The 16,407-nt window shown below is 55.3% G+C and carries 14 protein-coding genes; all 14 read right to left on the reverse strand.

Annotated elements, in window-relative coordinates:
- Positions 1-3: 3 nt before the first annotated feature.
- Complete coding sequence (locus GX016_08775; GenBank protein ID HHT71643.1) at positions 4-1,383, reverse strand: MATE family efflux transporter; 1,380 nt, start codon at positions 1,381-1,383, stop codon at positions 4-6.
- 14 nt (positions 1,384-1,397) lie between these two features.
- Positions 1,398-1,853, reverse strand: a complete 456-nt coding sequence (locus GX016_08780; protein HHT71644.1) for a winged helix-turn-helix transcriptional regulator — start codon at positions 1,851-1,853, stop codon at positions 1,398-1,400.
- A gap of 116 nt (positions 1,854-1,969) precedes the next feature.
- Positions 1,970-2,320, reverse strand: a complete 351-nt coding sequence (locus tag GX016_08785) for a small basic family protein (protein ID HHT71645.1) — start codon at positions 2,318-2,320, stop codon at positions 1,970-1,972.
- The gene (locus tag GX016_08790; GenBank protein HHT71646.1) at positions 2,320-3,042 is read right to left on the reverse strand and encodes a DUF881 domain-containing protein; all 723 of its coding nucleotides are present in this window, start codon (positions 3,040-3,042) and stop codon (positions 2,320-2,322) included. Before GX016_08790 ends, GX016_08785 begins: the two co-directional genes overlap by 1 nt.
- A gap of 68 nt (positions 3,043-3,110) precedes the next feature.
- The gene (locus GX016_08795) at positions 3,111-3,827 is read right to left on the reverse strand and encodes an FtsQ-type POTRA domain-containing protein (GenBank protein ID HHT71647.1); all 717 of its coding nucleotides are present in this window, start codon (positions 3,825-3,827) and stop codon (positions 3,111-3,113) included.
- 51 nt (positions 3,828-3,878) lie between these two features.
- Positions 3,879-5,132 (reverse strand): UDP-N-acetylglucosamine 1-carboxyvinyltransferase, encoded by a 1,254-nt coding sequence (murA, locus tag GX016_08800; protein HHT71648.1) that lies wholly within the window; start codon positions 5,130-5,132, stop codon positions 3,879-3,881.
- Between the two features lie 40 nt (positions 5,133-5,172).
- On the reverse strand, positions 5,173-6,567 hold the full coding sequence (locus GX016_08805) for a UDP-N-acetylmuramate--L-alanine ligase (protein HHT71649.1): 1,395 nt from the start codon (positions 6,565-6,567) through the stop codon (positions 5,173-5,175).
- A 104-nt stretch (positions 6,568-6,671) separates the two neighbouring features.
- Positions 6,672-7,778: an undecaprenyldiphospho-muramoylpentapeptide beta-N-acetylglucosaminyltransferase gene (gene murG, locus GX016_08810; protein ID HHT71650.1), complete on the reverse strand. Its 1,107-nt coding sequence runs from the start codon at positions 7,776-7,778 to the stop codon at positions 6,672-6,674.
- A gap of 19 nt (positions 7,779-7,797) precedes the next feature.
- Positions 7,798-8,892 (reverse strand): putative lipid II flippase FtsW, encoded by a 1,095-nt coding sequence (gene ftsW / locus GX016_08815; GenBank protein HHT71651.1) that lies wholly within the window; start codon positions 8,890-8,892, stop codon positions 7,798-7,800.
- Positions 8,889-10,259, reverse strand: coding sequence for a UDP-N-acetylmuramoyl-L-alanine--D-glutamate ligase (locus GX016_08820; GenBank protein ID HHT71652.1), 1,371 nt, complete (start codon positions 10,257-10,259; stop codon positions 8,889-8,891). The genes ftsW and GX016_08820 overlap by 4 nt, the downstream gene beginning before the upstream one ends.
- Before the next feature lie 21 nt (positions 10,260-10,280).
- Positions 10,281-11,243 carry a phospho-N-acetylmuramoyl-pentapeptide-transferase gene (locus tag GX016_08825; protein ID HHT71653.1) on the reverse strand — a complete coding sequence of 321 codons (963 nt, stop codon included), beginning with the start codon at positions 11,241-11,243 and terminating at the stop codon, positions 10,281-10,283.
- Between the two features lie 3 nt (positions 11,244-11,246).
- Positions 11,247-12,641 (reverse strand): UDP-N-acetylmuramoyl-tripeptide--D-alanyl-D-alanine ligase, encoded by a 1,395-nt coding sequence (locus GX016_08830; GenBank protein ID HHT71654.1) that lies wholly within the window; start codon positions 12,639-12,641, stop codon positions 11,247-11,249.
- Positions 12,629-14,146 (reverse strand): UDP-N-acetylmuramoyl-L-alanyl-D-glutamate--2,6-diaminopimelate ligase, encoded by a 1,518-nt coding sequence (locus GX016_08835; GenBank protein HHT71655.1) that lies wholly within the window; start codon positions 14,144-14,146, stop codon positions 12,629-12,631. The genes GX016_08830 and GX016_08835 overlap by 13 nt, the downstream gene beginning before the upstream one ends.
- A gap of 150 nt (positions 14,147-14,296) precedes the next feature.
- Entirely contained in the window at positions 14,297-16,402 is a 2,106-nt protein-coding gene (locus GX016_08840) for a PASTA domain-containing protein (GenBank protein ID HHT71656.1), read from the reverse strand.
- Positions 16,403-16,407 lie beyond the last annotated feature (5 nt).

The raw sequence follows: 16,407 nt of genomic DNA on the forward strand, positions 1-16,407 counted from the left end.
ATTTTATTCCTGCACCGGTGTTCGGCGGACAAGGGTGCGCCTTTTCCACCGCCCGCTGCGGTAGTAGATTGCCTGCAGAGTGGTGCCCACATAAGGGCTGATCATCATGGCCATCCAAACCCCTTTTATCCCTAACTGGGGCTGGCTGGAGAGATAAGCTGCCAACGGTACCCGCACACCCCACAGGTTAAGAAGTGAGGCCACGAACGTCGCTACGGTATCGCCGGCACCGCGCATGACTCCGCCCATAACAAACATGAGGGCAAAGGGGACGTAGTTAAAGGCGATTAGGCGCAAATAGGTAATGCCGGCGGCAATTACAGCGGCGTCATCGGTGAAGACCCGGACCAAAGTCCCTGGAATGGATAGCACAATGGCAGCTACAACCAGGGTAATTCCGCCACCCAGGAATGCGCTCCACTTTACAATTTCGCGCACGCGCTCTTCTTTCCCCGCCCCCAGATTCTGTCCTACCAGGGCCGATACAGCCATGCCTACACTCATGGACGGCATGAAAGCAAACTGATCCCAGCGGGCTCCCACCCCGTAAGCTGCCACCACAGTGCTGCCGAACCGATTTACCAGGGAGGCGATAAATAGGTGGCTGAACGATACCAACATTTGCTGCATCCCGGCCGGAATTCCAATTTTGAAGGTCAGGGCTAAGATTTCCCGGTCCAGCCGCCACCAGTCCAAGGTAAACTGTACTAACCCTGAGTGGCGAACTAAGTAACCCATAGCCAGTACAGCCGAAAATGTTTGGGCAATTACCGTGGCCAAAGCCACTCCGGCCACCCCCTGAGGCGGTACCGGACCAAAGCCGAAAATTAGGAGCGGATCAAGAATAATATTCAGCACGGTAGCATAAACCAAAAACCGCAACGGATTGCGCGAATCCCCCAGCCCGCGCAAAATGGCACCGGCCACATTATACAGGAACGTAGGCACCAGCCCGGTGAGATATATACCCATATAGGTACTGGCCAGGGGCATGATGTCGGCAGGGGCTTGAATAAACCGAAGCAAATCGTCCCGAAAAGCAACCCCGAGCACCGACAGGACAATGCCCATACCTATCAGCAATACCAGGGAGTTGTTGATAGTCCGGTGCACGCGGTCCATTTGCCCGGCGCCGAAGTACTGGGACACCAACGTGGTGGTAGCCATGGTGACTCCTATCACCATGGCAATAAGGGTAAAGATAATCGGAAAACCCACCGCCACCGCTGCTAGCGCTTGCCGGCCCAGAAACTGCCCGACCCAAAAGCTGTCCACCGTATTGTAGAGTGCCTGGAGCAAGTTTCCGAGAAACATAGGGATGGCAAACATGATCAAGTGCCGAGGTATGCTTCCTTCAGTGAAGTTAGTTATTCGACGGTTCAAAGTGACGTCCCCTCCTAGTTTCGACCCGGCTGTTCCTGCTGTACCGCCTGCCAGAGACGGCGCAAACTGGTCAACAAGACTTCGATTTCCCGCGGGGAAAAATGCGCTAAAATGCAACCCAAATGGTCATTATAGGTCCGATATGTTTTGCCGAGGATAGCTTCGGCCTTAGCTGTAATCCGCAGCCGGTAAATACGCAGATCAGCTGGGTCCGGCTGGCGCGTTATCAGGCCGTCGCGCTCCAACCGGCTGATAATTCCGGATAACGTACTGGCCGCCCATTGCAGAGTCTCGGCCAGTTCGGCTAAAGTGGTGCCGTCCTTGGCCCGTATATACCGAAGAACCACCATTTGAGGAAACGTTAGCCCTTCCTGAGACAATAAGAAAGCCAGATCTCGATCTAAACAACGAAAGATGCGGCGCAGATAGTAACCCACCTGATCCACCTGTTCCGGCGGCACTGGCGACAAGACCCTCACCTCCCTCGGCAGATATTTCGTACACGAACAATATTAGCACAAAAGCGGCCCAATTTCAAATACTAGCCACTTACCACCACTTGAGCTGCAGGGGCTCCCTAACTAGATTACTTCTGGCTGCGCCGTCGAACCTGATCCACCAAGTAGCGGCGCATAGCGGCCAGGTTTTGAAAGATACGAACGCCAAACGCAAATACCGCCGCATAGTATATTTCTACACCTAACCGATCACCTATATAGGTGAGAACGGCAGCAAAGACGGCATTGCTGAAAAACCCGGAAATAAAGATCACCGGGTCAAAACTGTGTTCAAAGTTGCTCCTAATACCGCCGAAGACAGAGTCTAACCCGGCCAAAATAGCCACCGCGATATAGCGGGCATAGGCCGCCGGAAAAGAAAAAGGAAAGACTAAACCGATCATCATTCCCACCAGAATTCCCACTAGTGGCCAGAACATTACTTCGCCCCCTCCTTGTCCACCGGTTGGGCGAATCTAAACGTGTGGCTGCCTACATAAGCCGGCAGGACAAGCTGGTCCTTTTTTTCCATCTGAACCTGGATACCCCAAAACTGCACGGTTTCGATAATGCCGCCCCGCATCTTCAGAGCACTCTCCAGCGCCATGGCATCGCCAATGGCTTCAACCACGTACGGAGGGCTGACCCTGGTATTGTTAACGGAAATTGTCGGTCCGGCACATCTTATTTCGGTCGCAGCCACTACCCGCTGTTCGTTGACTGTAATAGCTTCGGCTCCGGAGGCCTTGAGTTCGTTGATCAGTTTCAGCAGATCTTCGTCATGGATAAGAAACAGATTGGGATCCTGCCCAGCTTGAGCAACCCGGGTACTGTCAGTGAGCCTAATTACCAACCCTGGCCCTTGGACCTCGGTTAAGCCGGCCATCATGCGGGCCTGTTGTAAGTCACGTTGAACACCGGCGGCAACGTCCTTTTCCTGATTCAAAATCTTATCGGTCTCGGCCTGCAGTTGGTGCAGTTGGGACCGCAACGCATCCCGTTCTGACTCTGCTTGTTTGAGCAGGCTGGCCATTTCCTCAATTCGTTTGGTGGGGATATCTTGCCGGATCCCAGCCTGGGTACGAAGCTGAGCGGTTAATATAACTCCGAGCATAATACAGATCACAGTAATCCAAATCTGACCCTTACGCTTCATAAGCAGTCACCTCCCCCAACTCATTATAACATACCGAACCCGGGTTGCTCTGAAAACAACAGCGGTGATATCTGTTATTTCAGGCGAACTATGGCTTCTTTACCGCTTCTAACATCGATGCTGACCGCTGTCTGCCTCTGACTCGTAAGCTCAGTCCAAATCCCCGACAACAGCGCCAGTTTTTGTTTGAGCTTTACTGGTTCGCCCAGTAGAATTTGTACTCTATCCACAGTATATAAGGTGATCTCTTTGTTTTCGTCCAGGTGGATTTCGGCCACTTGCGACCAGAAATCGGCTGGTAGTCCGTTCAAGCAGCGGCTGACTTGAGCTACTTCCTCGCCTGGTAGCTGCTGGCCTAACCGCACTTCGTCCTTAACTGAAAACCCGGTCACCAACGGCAAAGCTTGTCCGGACAAAGTGGAACGCACAGCCAATACCACCCCGTCCTCGGCCACCTCCAGAAAAGAAGTGCGATAGGGCACCAGGAGAATTGGCTGCCGCTCAGTAACATTAAGTACCACTTTATCCGGCAGCCGACGGACTAAATCCACGCTTTGGATCCAAGGATGACCTGAAGCGGCTTTAACTACATCTGCCGTCCGCAGGCTAAAGATGTTCAGCCCTGGTTCGACCCCGGTAAGAGCCGTCACTTCCTCGGGACATACTTGCTGGGTGCCGTACACTTCCACAGCGGTTATATTAAAGAACGGTGAACGCATTAGGCCTCCGCCCAGACCCATAAGAACAATAAATAAAACAAAAAGAAGGCGGAAAGAACGGCTAGTCAGCATGCTCTTTCACCTCACCTCTCAGCGGAACAAAGGGCAGCCCTAGCTGCCCGCTTATTGTTGCACGCGCTGCACTTGGGCTCCCAGAGCCAACAGTTTTTGCTCTAAACCATCGTAACCGCGGTCAATGTGGTACACATGGTCCACTGTGGTCTGTCCTTCCGCAGCCAGTCCCGCCAACACCAAGGCCACCCCGGCTCTAAGATCCGACGCTTCCACCGCGGCACCGCTCAGCCTCTCTACTCCTCGGATCACTGCCGCTCGGCCCTCGATGCTGATCTGAGCGCCCATGCGCCTCAGTTCATCCACATGTTTGAACCGATTGGTAAAGATATTCTCAATCACAACGCTGGTTCCTTGAGCACAGCTCAGCATAGCCATGGTCTGCGGCTGCATGTCAGTAGGGTAGCCCGGATAGGGCAAGGTCTTCACATCCACGGCTTTGAGCTGCCCTTCAGACTGCACCTCTATGTGCCCGCCGACAGTATCTACCGTCACCCCGGCCTCGCGCAGCTTGGCCGCTACCGGTTCCGTATGTTCGGCAATAACATTCTCCAGCCGAATATGGCCCCCAGTCATGGCTGCGGCCACCATGAAAGTACCGGCTTCAATACGATCTGGAATTATGCTATGGCTGGCCGGTTTCAGTTTGTCGACCCCTTCCACCTTGATGGTATCGGTACCGGCACCGCGGATACAAGCCCCCATTTTGTTGAGAAAGTTTTGCAGATCCACCACTTCGGGCTCTTTGGCCGCATTGCGGATCACAGTAACACCCTGGGCTCGTACAGCCGCCAACATAATGTTTTCGGTGGCTCCCACGCTGGGAAAATCCAGATGGATATCTGCACCCTGCAAAGTCCGTGCTTCGGCCATAATATAGCCGTAGCGTTCACTGATTTGGGCTCCTAAGGCAGCCAGGCCTTTTAGATGCAGATCGATGGGCCGCGGACCAATGGCACAACCGCCGGGGTACGACACTTTTACTTTCCTCAACCGTCCCAGTAGAGCACCCATAAGAAACACCGACGAACGCATCTCGCGCATGAGCCGCTCCGGCACCTGGGACGAAGCCACCTTAGCAGCGTTGACTCGGCACCACCCAGGACCGGATTCAATTTTCGCCCCCAGCAGGGTTAGGATTTCTTTCATCATGTGGACGTCGCGCAAATTGGGAACCTCTTTAATCTCGGAGCTACCGGGGCAAAGTAACGAAGCGGCCATAATAGGTAAGGTAGCGTTCTTAGCTCCGGCAATACGTACGGATCCCTGCAGCGGCTTACCGCCGGTTATAAGGAATTTATCCACTGCAGCAACACCCCTATTCCCCTCTCGCCTTCAGTGGTTTCTACGCTTCGATCACCTGTTTTACCGGTGCCAGTGCCTGGATCAACTCCGCTCCTGCCGTCCAGACATTGCCTGCTCCTAAGGTAAGCACTAGGTCACCAGGTTGGATCAACTCCAACAGGTACGGAACTACTTCCTTCAGATCCCGGATCCGGATTGTCTTGGGCCCGCCCTGCGCTGTCACGGCATCGGCTATCAGCTCTGACGTCACCCCGGCAATGGGCGTTTCCCCGGCGGCATAAATGTCGGTGATAATAAGCAGATCGGCTTGGTGAAAAGCAGCTCCAAATTCGCGATAGAGGAATTTGGTCCGGGTATAGCGATGGGGTTGAAACACACATATGATCCGGTTAAACTGCCCTTGTCTGGCCGCGCTTAAAGTCGCTGCTATCTCCGTGGGGTGATGCCCGTAATCATCCACCACATAAATGCCATTTACCGTTCCCAATAGTTCAAACCGACGGTGCACTCCGTGAAACGAGGCCAGCGCTTCTCTAATTACGTTAAACTCAACCCCCACCTCCCGAGCCAGGGCCACCGTGGCCAAAGCATTTAGTATGCTGTGCCGGCCGGGGACCACCAGATCCAAGGGACCTAGGTACCGGCCGCGTTCCCAGACCTGGCAAGTACTGGTGAGGGCCTTAAAACTGATGCTTTTGGCTTGATAATCGGCCCCGTGATTGAGGCCGTAAGTGATCCGACGGTTGGTGTTGGCAGTGGCGGCAATCTTCATAGCGTTAGGATTGTCGGCACAAATAACAGCGGCTCCGTCTGCCGGTATCTTTTCCACAAAGCTTTTGAAAGCAGTCACTATGTTGTCTAAGTTACCATAGTAATCTAGATGGTCGTCTTCCACATTGGTTATCACGGCAATGTGAGGTCTTAACTTGAGGAAGCTGCCGTCACTTTCATCTGCTTCGGCCACCAAATACTCACCATAGCCTAACTTGGCATTGCCGCCGATATCGTTCAATTCACCGCCAATGAGTACCGTGGGATCCAGTCCCGCTTTCTCCAGTACCAGAGAAGCCATGGAAGTGGTAGTGGTCTTGCCGTGGGCCCCGGCTACGGCAATGCCTTTTCGCTGGCTCATGAGCTCCGCCAGCATTTCGCCACGCTGCATAACTGGGATGCCGCGTCCCTTGGCTGCCAACAGCTCCACATTGTCAGCCGGAATCGCTGAAGACACTACCACCACGTCTGGGTCCTGCAAATTTTCTTCCCGGTGACCCACACAGATAGTAGCGCCCATGGCAGACAACCGCTCGGTAGCATCGGAGACCCGTAAATCTGAACCCGTAATGGTGTTCCCTGCTTCCAGTAGCACCTTGGCGATGGCGCTCATGCCGGCACCGCCGATGCCGATGAAGTGTATGGTGCGACTATTAGTCGGCATTCAGGTTCTCTCCTTCCCACTCTCGACAAACTTAGCCGCGCAGCAGGCAACTTTAGACCAGCACCAGCATTGTAATTTATGCAGCACGGCTTGAAAGTGTTACTTCAAATTAGGCTAAGGATTTCTTGAACCAGGACCTCAGCCGCATCACGTCGGCCTAAAGACCGGGCCGCAGCTGCCATCTGGGCCAAGCGCTGGGGATCGGCCAGCAAAGACCGGATGGTATCAGCCAGAAGCTGCGCCGACAGCTCCTGTTGCCGGATCATCACAGCTGCCCCGCTCTGGGCCAACGTGCGGGCATTATGCTCTTGGTGATTGGCCGTTACATAGGGGGACGGGATCAGTACGGCCGGAAGACCGCGGGCAGTAATCTCAGCCAAAGTAGTGGCCCCGGCCCGAGTCACCACTACGTCGGCCGCAGCCAAGGCATCCTCCATATTGTATAGATAAGGCCTTATTAACATTTTTCCCGCTCCCTGAGCTTGTATACCCAAGCGGCGAACTTTCTCCTCAATTGTAACAAAGTCCGCCGTCCCTGTCACTATCAATAGAACCATCTCTGGATCGGCCAACAAATACTGGGCTGCCGCCACCGCCGCTTCGGTAATGGGACGAGCACCCCGGCTACCGCCAAACACCAGCACCAAGCGCGCACTGTCGCTCACCCTCAGGCTACTACGGCCGTCGCTCCGGCTTTTTTGCCAGACGGCGGCCCGTACTGGGTTGCCGCTGATCACCACCCGCCGGGCACGGGGAAAATAGGCGGCTGCTTGTTGGTACGATAAGGCTACGCAGTGGGCAAACCGGCTCAAAAACCGGTTGGCCAGACCCGGGAGCGCATTTTGCTCGTGCAGCAATATTGGCCGGCCAAGACAAGCAGCCGCCAATACCACCGGTACAGCCACATACCCGCCGGTACCCACCACCACCTGGGGACGAAACCGGCGTACTGTCCCAAGAGCCTGGGCCAGACCGCGGACGTTAGTAGCCAACACCCTCAGATTGGCCCAGGATAGCCGCCGTTTCAAGCCGGCAGCGGCTACTGTTTCCAGGCGGAAGCCGGCTTTAGGCACCAGCTCCTGCTCCAGTCCCTTCTCGGTGCCTACAAACAGAATCTCGGTCTCGGGATCCCGCTGGCACATTAGTTGGGCCACTGCCAAGGCGGGATAGATATGGCCCCCAGTGCCGCCGCCGGTGAATAGAATTCTCATTAGAGTACACCTTCCTTAGCTAAGACCGCTGGCCGTGGCGAGAAATATTGAGCAGAACCCCGATGGCCGCCAAAGAGAACACCAGCGACGACCCGCCGTAACTGATGAACGGCAGCGGAATACCGGTAATAGGGAGCGAGCCGGTAACCACACCGATGTTCACCAACGCCTGGATGCTCACCATGGCCACAATGCCTATACCGAGCAAAGTACCGAACCGATCCGGGGCCAACATGGCGGCGCGGCAACCGCGCCAGGCCAGAAGCATGAACAAGGCCAGCACAAATAGGGTTCCCAAGAGCCCCAGTTCCTCACCTATGATGGCAAAAATAAAGTCCGTGTGTCGCTCCGGCAACCAAAAAAACTTCTGTCGGCTCTGACCCAGGCCAGTACCTAACAATCCCCCCGACCCTAAGGCATACAGCGATTGGATGATGTGAAAACCAGTGTCCTGAGGATCGGCTTCCGGGTTTAGGAAAGCCAAGAATCTGCGCCGTCGGTAATCTTCCCTCATAATAACCCACCATAGTCCCGGTGCCACTAGAATAGCCAGGCTGACCAGATGGGCGGTCTTGGCACCGGCAGCGTAAAGCATTACTGCCGCTGTTGCTGTCAGTATCATGGCGGTCCCCAGATCCGGCTGTCTTAGAATTAATAAGAACAAAGCTCCCAAAATGGTTATCAGCGGAAAAAGTCCACGCCAAAAATCTGTAATCTTATTCTGCCGGCCAGACAAGATACTAGCCAGAAACAGTACGATGCTTACTTTAGCTACCTCGGAAGGCTGCAAGTTAAATGGCCCCAGCTCCAACCAGCGCGTAGCACCGCCGCCTTCCACGCCGATGTTCTTGACTAACACCAAGCCCAGCAGGGCTACGGCTGTCACCAGAGCCACCGGGGCCCATTTCTTCAGCCGGTGGTAGTCGATGTGCATGAACAGCCACATGCCCACCAAGCCGATAACAGTGGCCACAGCCTGTTTCTTTAAATAATGGAAGCTGTCGCCGAATTCAGTTGTGGCTGCTACGCTGCTGGCACTGAAGACCATAATGATGCCAAAGCCCAGCAGGGTCACAGTGGCAAAGAAAATTAGGAAGTCGGGCCGCCGTTTCATGCCCTGTCCCCTCCCAGTTCTTGTACTGCTTGTTTGAAAACCTGCCCGCGCTGCTCATAACTCGAGAACATGTCAAAACTGGCACAAGCCGGTGATAATAACACTGTCTCACCTGGACGAGCTAACCGGTGCGCCAACTGTACCGCTTCCGGTAAGGTCTCGGCTTCGAATATCGGGGTGAATCCGGCCCTAGCCAGAACGGGCCGAATTTTAGGAGCCGCTTCACCGATCAAGACCACACTGCGGCAGCGTTCCCTAATGGCCGGTAGCAGGGTATCGAAGTCGGTGCCTTTGTCCCGCCCGCCGGCAATAAGGATAATGGGCGGGGTAAAAGCTGCGATGGCCTTAAGCGTAGCGTCTGGGTTGGTGCCTTTAGAGTCGTTTATGTATTGTACCCCGTCCACTACTGCCACCTTCTCACAGCGGTGCTCCACGCCTCGAAAAGACTTGAGCACGCCGGCAATAACAGGAGCGGCTACCCCGGCCGCCCTGGCCAGGCACACAGTGGCGAGAGCATTCTCTAAGTTGTGCTCGCCCGGAATACCCACCTCAGCGGTGCGGCAGATAACAGCCCCCTCACCTTCCCAATTCAGCACAATGTGTCCGTCTTCTACCCACGCGCCGGCTGTAAGAACTTGCCGGCGACTAAAAAACACCGTACGGGAATGAGCTGCTGCTGCCAGGTCCAAGCTGTACTTGTCATCAGCATTAAGGATTAGAATATCTTGCCGCCCCTGACGAGCGAAGATCTTGGCCTTGGCCGCCGCATAAGCGGCAAAGCTGCCGTGACGGTCTAGATGATCTTCGCTTAAGTTTAAGATCGTACACACCCGCGGATGAAACTTGTGGGTGTATTCCAGTTGAAAACTGGACATCTCAGCCACAACCCAGTTCCCCGGGTTTAGATTGGACACGGCCTCAGTGAGCGGTCGGCCGATGTTTCCGGCGACTACGGCTGGGATGTTGGCGGCAACTAAAGCTTCCCCTACCCAGGTGGTAGTAGTGGTCTTGCCGTTCGATCCAGTCACCGCCAGATACGGCCCTGGATAAAGCCAATAGGCCAGCTCGGGCTCGCTGATGATGGGCCGGTTGCGCCGTTTTCCCTCCATGATAATAGGCGCCGTATCGGGCACTCCCGGACTGGTGACCACATAGTCCACCGGCTCTAAGAGGTTGAGCGGATGTTCCCCCAGGACCACCTGAGCACCCATAGCCGTTAGCCGGTCAGCCCGCTGCTGCATCAGCGGGCTGGTCTCTAAATCAGTGGCGATCACCTGTATACCCCGGGCCAGCAAGGCCGTGGCCGCGGCGTAACCACTCTTGGCTAAACCTAGAACCAACGCCGTTTGCCCGCTTCGCTCGTCCATAGAGTCCCCTCCTGCCCCGGCTCAAGCCATAAAGTTATACCAAATAGCCAAACCCAAGATGGCGGCCACTGTACCCGCCAACCAGAAGCGCCGCACCACCACCGGCTCACTCCAGCCTACCAGCTCGAAATGATGATGAAGCGGGCTCATCCGGAAAATTCTTCCGCCGGTGAGGCGAAAATATACCACCTGCATTATCATCGATAAGGTCTCAATAACAAACACAGCGCCGATGACAATAAGGAGCAGCTCGGTCTTGGTAAACACTGCCGCTGCCGCCAATGCCGCTCCTAGAGCCAAGGAGCCCGTATCCCCCATGAAGATCCGAGCCGGATAGCCGTTAAACCAAAGGAAACCCAAACAGGCTCCAACCGTGGCGGCGGTAAAAATAGCTATCTTAGACTGTTGCTCCCAGGCTATAACCGTAAAGGCCAGCAGGGCGATCAGCACCGTACCGGCGGCCAAACCATCTAAACCGTCAGTCAAGTTGACGGCATTGGCAGCGCTTACCGCCACCAAAACCACGAAGGCCACATACCACGGCCCTGAAGGTATAGTACCAAAGAAAGGGATACTAACACCTCCGCCCAGTTCGCCCTGGAAATAGACCCAGCTGCCCAGCAGGGCCGCAAGGACCACCTGAAAAAACAGTTTCTCGCGTGCCTTCAGTCCCAGCGACCGTTTCTTAACTGCCTTGCGCCAGTCATCTTCCAAGCCGATCAAAGCATACCCCACCATAAGAGCCAGCGCTACCAGTGTTTCCGGAGCCGTCCCGGCCAGAAGCACCGTCGCCGCTGCAGCGGCCACTACTATCACCACTCCGCCCATGGTGGGGGTTCCGGATTTAGCCTGATGGCGCTTCGGGCCTTGGCTGCGAATAATCTGTCCGTAGTCAAGCCGCTTCAGGTATTGGATCCAAGGGGGTGTAAGGCCCAGGGTGAGGGCCAGCCCTAATACTGCCGCCAGTACAACCTGTTTCATCATGAATTATCGGCACCCTTCTTGTTTTAACATTGCTACCACTTGTTCAAACTGCATCCCGCGCGATGCCTTCACCAACACCACATCTTCGGGTTGTACTTCGCGACCGGCTACTTCGGCCGCCGCGGCAGCATCAGGACACACAAAGGCTCTGTTCTGATCGAGGCCGGCGGCGACAGCACCTTGAACCACATCGGGCGCCCACGAACCAGCAGCAATGAGGCAACCCACCCCCAACTCTGCCGCCAACCTCCCCACTTCTTTATGAGCCGGCGGCGCAAACTCTCCCAGTTCCAACATGTCGCCCACAACAGCCACAGTTCGCCGCCCCAAAGCCAAATCGGCCATGGTCTCAAGGGCACCGCGCATAGACACAGGGTTGGCATTGTAAGCATCATCGATAATTAGGGTGCCATCGGCCCGCACGCTCACATCAAGCCGCATGGCGCCCGGCTTAACACCTCTTAAGGCCGCTGCCATCTCGTCTAGAGACAAGCCGAAATAATGCCCCACAGAAATGGCAGCCAAAGCATTGAAGACGTTAAAGCTGCCCACCAGCGGCAACTGAACCCGGCTGGTCCCGCACTGTCCGTTCACCGTAAAGCTGATCCCCATCGTTCCATCTGTCTTGATATCGGAACCGCGCACATCGGCCCCGGGCTCAAGCCCGAAGTACACCACTGGGCAGCGGCTGCGGACTGCCTGTTGTCTAACCCCGGGATCATCTCCGTTTAGCACGGCCAAGCCATGGGCCGGCAGGCATTCCAGCAGTTCTCCTTTGGCCCGGGCAATGTTTTCTTGACTACCCAACAGCTCGATATGGGCCACGCCAGTATTTGTAATCACGCCCACTTCCGGCTCTGCCACCTGGGCCAGCTGACGGATCTGGCCCGGACCGCGCATAGCCAGTTCCAGCACCGCCACTTCATGATGGGCCTCTAATTTAAACAGAGTCAGGGGCAACCCTACCTCGGTGTTGAGATTGCCCGGGTTCTTCAAGGTGCGGAAGCGGCGGCCCAACACCTCAGCGGTAAGATCTTTAGCTGTGGTTTTACCGGTGCTGCCGGTAATGGCCACCGTGCGTACAGCAAACCGCTGGCGATACCAAGCCCCTAACGTTAGTAACGCCTGGCCGGTGTCAGCTACCCGGATAACTGCTTTCTCCGGTGGACACGAATAAGCTGAGACGTGGCTGACCAAGGCCGCTGCGGCAGCCCCGGCCAAGGCCCCGGGAATGAATTTATGTCCATCGGTACGCTCTCCCGGCAAGGCCACGAACAAATCTCCTATTGATAACGAACGAGAGTCAGTGCTAACTCCGGTTACCCAGGCCGCGCCGCTGCCGGCAATGATCTCTCCCCCGATAATGTTGGCAATTTCTGCCGCTGTCACCGGCTGCATGATTGATTCAGCTCCTTAAAATAGTCTCGCACTACTTCCCGGTCATCAAAGTGAATAGTCTGCTCACCTAAGATCTGATAGGTCTCATGCCCTTTCCCGGCAATAAGCACCACATCACCGGTGCGAGCTTCAGTAAGAGCCGCATAAATCGCTTGACGGCGATCGGTGATCAGCGAATACGACCCCTTGGCAGCCGTTGTCTCTTTGATTCCGGCTTCGATATCGGCGATAATGGCCGCCGGATCTTCAGTGCGGGGGTTGTCGGACGTAACAAAGACCAAATCGGCATATTCCACACCCAGCTTCCCCATAAGCGGCCGCTTGGTCCGGTCGCGGTCACCGCCGCAACCGAAAACCAAGATGATCCGACCGGCGGCGAACTCCTGAGCTGCTTTCAATATATTCTCCAGACCATCCGGCGTGTGAGCATAGTCCACAATAACAGCAAAATCTTGCCCACATTTCACTTGTTCGAACCGGCCGGGAACACCGGGCCTATGCTCTAATGCAGTTACGATTACGTCCAGTTCCACCCCCTGGCTGATCCCTACTGCACAAGCAGCCAAGGCATTATAGACACTGAACAAACCGGTGGTATGAAGCTTCACTTCTCTTGTCCCCACTGTAGTCTCCAGCTTAAAGCAGGCACCTTGGGCTCCAATTTCGATCTGGCTGGCAGTGATGTCAGCCTGGTTTTTTATTCCATAAGTCAAAATAGGAGCCGACGTGGCCGCCTGCATGGCGGCGCTGCTGGGATCATCGGCATTGAGCACAGCTCTCTTCGGTCCGCCTTTGCTGGTGACTTTGTTCAGTTGGGCAAATAGCTGTGCCTTCGCCAGGCGATACTTAGCCAGGGTCTCATGATAATCCAAGTGATCTTGGGTCAAGTTGGTAAAGACCCCCACATCGAATTCAATGTTCTTAACCCGCCCCAAATCCAAGGCATGGGATGAAACCTCCAGCGACACGTGGGTAACGCCGTCGTTCACCATTTGTCGGAGCAAATGCTCCACATCCACCGACTCCGGGGTGGTACGTTCCACCGGCAGTACCCGGGCGCCCACATGGTTCTCCACAGTGCCGATTAATCCGGTCTTGAACCCAGCCGCTTGAAAAATACCTTCAGACAAAAAAGCAGTGGTGGTCTTACCATTGGTACCAGTAACTCCCACTACTTTCAGCTTCCGGGACGGATGATCATAAAAAGCCGCCGCTAAGTCAGGCAAGGCTGCCCGGCTATTTGGTACCAGAACCTTAGCGATGCCAACTGGCAGCTCAATCTCGGGGCGATCCAGCACAACGGCGCGGGCCCCCTGAGCTACGGCCTCGGGAATGAACCGGTGGCCGTCATGTTTAAACCCGCGCACAGCTACAAACAAGCCTCCCGGCTTGACCCCTCGCGAATCGTAAGCTACCTGATGGATGTTGCTGTCCTGTGACAGCCCGTTCCAATCTAGACTCAGCACGACAGTTTCTGCTAAAAGTTCCGGCAACGTTTTAAACACAAGGATCCCTCCCCCGCTCTACTCCAGTTCTAGTATGGCTCTATTTCAACCGCTTAATTCCAAAGTTTTCCTGATATAAGTTAGGTTGAGCCCGGAGCCCGCCTGATAATTTCGGGAGATCCGCGTCCATTTCCTGCAAGGGGCGGGAATTTATTCATGTGGTTCATCCGGCCCGCCGGCTGGTGGCGGCTTAAACTCCACCGTAATCATGCTACCGGTGGGAACTTGGCTGCGGGGCTGCGGATCCTGACTCACAGCTAAACCTGTGCCCACCGGTCTTAGGGTCAATCCCATCTCAGCCAGATTTTGAGCCGCCTGGCGCATGGTTTGGCCAGTTAAGTTGGGCACTGTTACCAGCCCTGGTGCCGGTTTCGTCTCGCCGCACACCAGGATTATTTTTGTTTCAGCCGCGGCCGCGGTTCCCGGCGGCGGGGTTTGATCGATGACAATACTTCCTTCACCTTCCACCCGATAGGACAGACCTTGGGCTTCCAGAGCTTTCCTGGCTTCAGCCACAGGCAAATTCATTACGGCCGGCACCTGGATCTTCGGCTCTGTCATCTCTTCTTCACTGGTTATCGTCGGCGGAATCGACAGATAACGCAGGCTGTCTTCCATCACGCGCTTAAATGTCGGCGCGGCAACAACCCCGCCGTAATAGGCACCTTGTGGTTCGTCCACCACCACCAAGATGGCCAGTTGCGGGTTGTCCACCGGTCCGAAGCCTACAAAGGACGCCACATGTTTATCGGATACATAGCGACCCTCCACAGTTTTTTGGGCCGTGCCTGTTTTCCCGGCCAACCGGTAGCCGGGAATCTGGGCACCGCGGCCGGTTCCGTCCGCCACCACCGCTTCCAACAGCCGGCAGAGCTCATAGGCGGTGTCGGTGGATACTACTTGCCGCACCATTTGGGGAGTAAACGGCTGCACAACGGCACCGTCGACAGTCCGTATTTCCCGCACAATCTGGGGTTTCATCAGCAGACCGCCGTTGGCCACCGCCCCCATCATGGTAATCATTTGCAGCGGAGTCACCGCAATGCCCTGACCGAAAGAAATGTTGGCCTGTTCCACCGGCCCCACACTTTTTACCGGCACCAAAATACCTTCTTCTTCCCCGGGAAGTCCGCTGCCTGGAGTGGCGCCGAAGCCAAAGTCGGATATGTAGCGGTAGAACGTCTCCCGGGACATCCGCATACCCACGGTCATAAAGCCTACGTTACAGGAGTTTTTCACCACTTCGGCAAAAGTCTGGCTGCCGTGGGCCGTGACACAAGCAATGTTATGGCCGGCCACCTGCATACTGCCTCGGCAGTAAAACCCGTCGCTTTCCTGGACTGCTTTTTCTTCCAGGGCCGCAGCAGCGGTAACAATCTTGAAGGTAGATCCGGGTTCATAGTTGTACCACACGGCCAAATTCCGACGGTTGCTATCAGGACTGGCCAACGGCTTGTTCAAGTCAAAAGTGGGACGGTTAGAGAGCGCCAGAATCTCGCCGGTATTGGGATCTGATATGAGAACTACCGCCCCCTTGGCTTTGGTTTCTTCCATTAGCCGATCAATTTCCCGCTCAGCAATGTGTTGCAGCACCTCATCAATGGTAAGTACCAGATTATAGCCGTCTTCCGACGGCAAATACAACTTTTCGCCGCCGGGAATCTCGCGATTGGTGGCATCGGTTTCGCCCAAGAACCTCCCCATGGTACCGCGTAATTCCCGGTCGTAAACCAATTCCAGCCCCTCAAGGCCCTGATTATCGATGCCGGCAAAACCTAGGATATGAGCAGCCAAAGACCCATTGGGATAAAAGCGGTCGCTCTCTTCTACCAGGTAGACTCCGTCCAGTTTTAGCGCCCGCACAGTTTTAGATTTTTCCGGCTCTATCTTGCGAACCACATATTCAAACGAGGTCTCGGAGCGGACCTTGGCCAGCACCTGGTCAACCGACAGCCCCAGAGCCTCAGCTAAAGCGGCAGCGGCTTGATCGGCATTCTTGACCTGTCGCGGATTGACCACCACGCTGTCTAAGCTGATGTTTAGGGCCAGCTTTTTCCCGTTACGATCGGTGATCAGCCCCCGTTTGGGCTGAATCTCGATTTCCTGCAACCGCTGCGTTAAGGCAGCCGAGCGATACTTTTCGTTCTTAAAGACCTGAAGGTAGAAAAGGCGGGCTGCCAGCCCGCAGGTGCAAAACGTTATGAATAATAAAAAGACCGCTATGCGCTTACGCATCATAGTAAGCGTGTGTTTCAAGGCTC

It is taken from the genome of Bacillota bacterium (assembly GCA_012837285.1).
In the GTDB taxonomy this organism is placed as follows: Bacteria; Bacillota; DTU030; order DUMP01; family DUMP01; genus DUNI01.